Annotated in this window: 2 tRNA genes and 1 rRNA gene; all 3 read left to right on the forward strand. The window is 46.9% G+C overall.

What is annotated here, in order from left to right:
- Window positions 1–71, forward strand: a 16S ribosomal RNA gene (locus tag PG900_RS22970); the annotation flags it as partial.
- Window positions 72–144: 73 nt separating this feature from the next.
- A tRNA-Ile gene (locus tag PG900_RS22975) sits at window positions 145–221 on the forward strand.
- Window positions 222–231: 10 nt separating this feature from the next.
- Window positions 232–307 (forward strand) — tRNA-Ala (locus PG900_RS22980).
- The last annotated feature ends 273 nt before the right edge of the window (window positions 308–580 follow it).

Here is a 580-nt window from a genome sequence, read left to right on the forward strand (position 1 = left end):
TGTGATTCATGACTGGGGTGAAGTCGTAACAAGGTAACCCTAGGGGAACCTGGGGTTGGATCACCTCCTTACCTTAATGATGACGAAGTTGTTGAGTGTTCACACAGATTGCCTTGATTCAAGTTTAGAGACAGTACACGAAGTGGGTCTGTAGCTCAGGTGGTTAGAGCGCACCCCTGATAAGGGTGAGGTCGGTGGTTCGAGTCCACTCAGACCCACCACTTCGATTACGGGGCTATAGCTCAGCTGGGAGAGCGCCTGCTTTGCACGCAGGAGGTCTGCGGTTCGATCCCGCATAGCTCCACCATAATCCGTACTGAATTTGCGAGAAGCAAAAGCCATGAATTGGACGCCATGTTCAGTCTATGTCTTTGACTTCTTTACGAAGTTTGCTCTTTAACAATCTGGAAAGCTGATTTAAAAAGTAGTTCTCAAACATTTGTTACAAGTGCTTTGGAAACTTCTTGGCGAAAACCAAATTTTATTTGGTCCTTGTTGTACAGCAACAAGCTGCGTCGGTTTCACCGACACTTCTTGGGGTTGTATGGTTAAGTGACTAAGCGTACATGGTGGATGCCTT

The sequence above is a fragment of the Aeromonas sp. QDB03 genome, from assembly GCF_027707985.1.
Taxonomy (GTDB): domain Bacteria; phylum Pseudomonadota; class Gammaproteobacteria; order Enterobacterales; family Aeromonadaceae; genus Aeromonas; species Aeromonas hydrophila.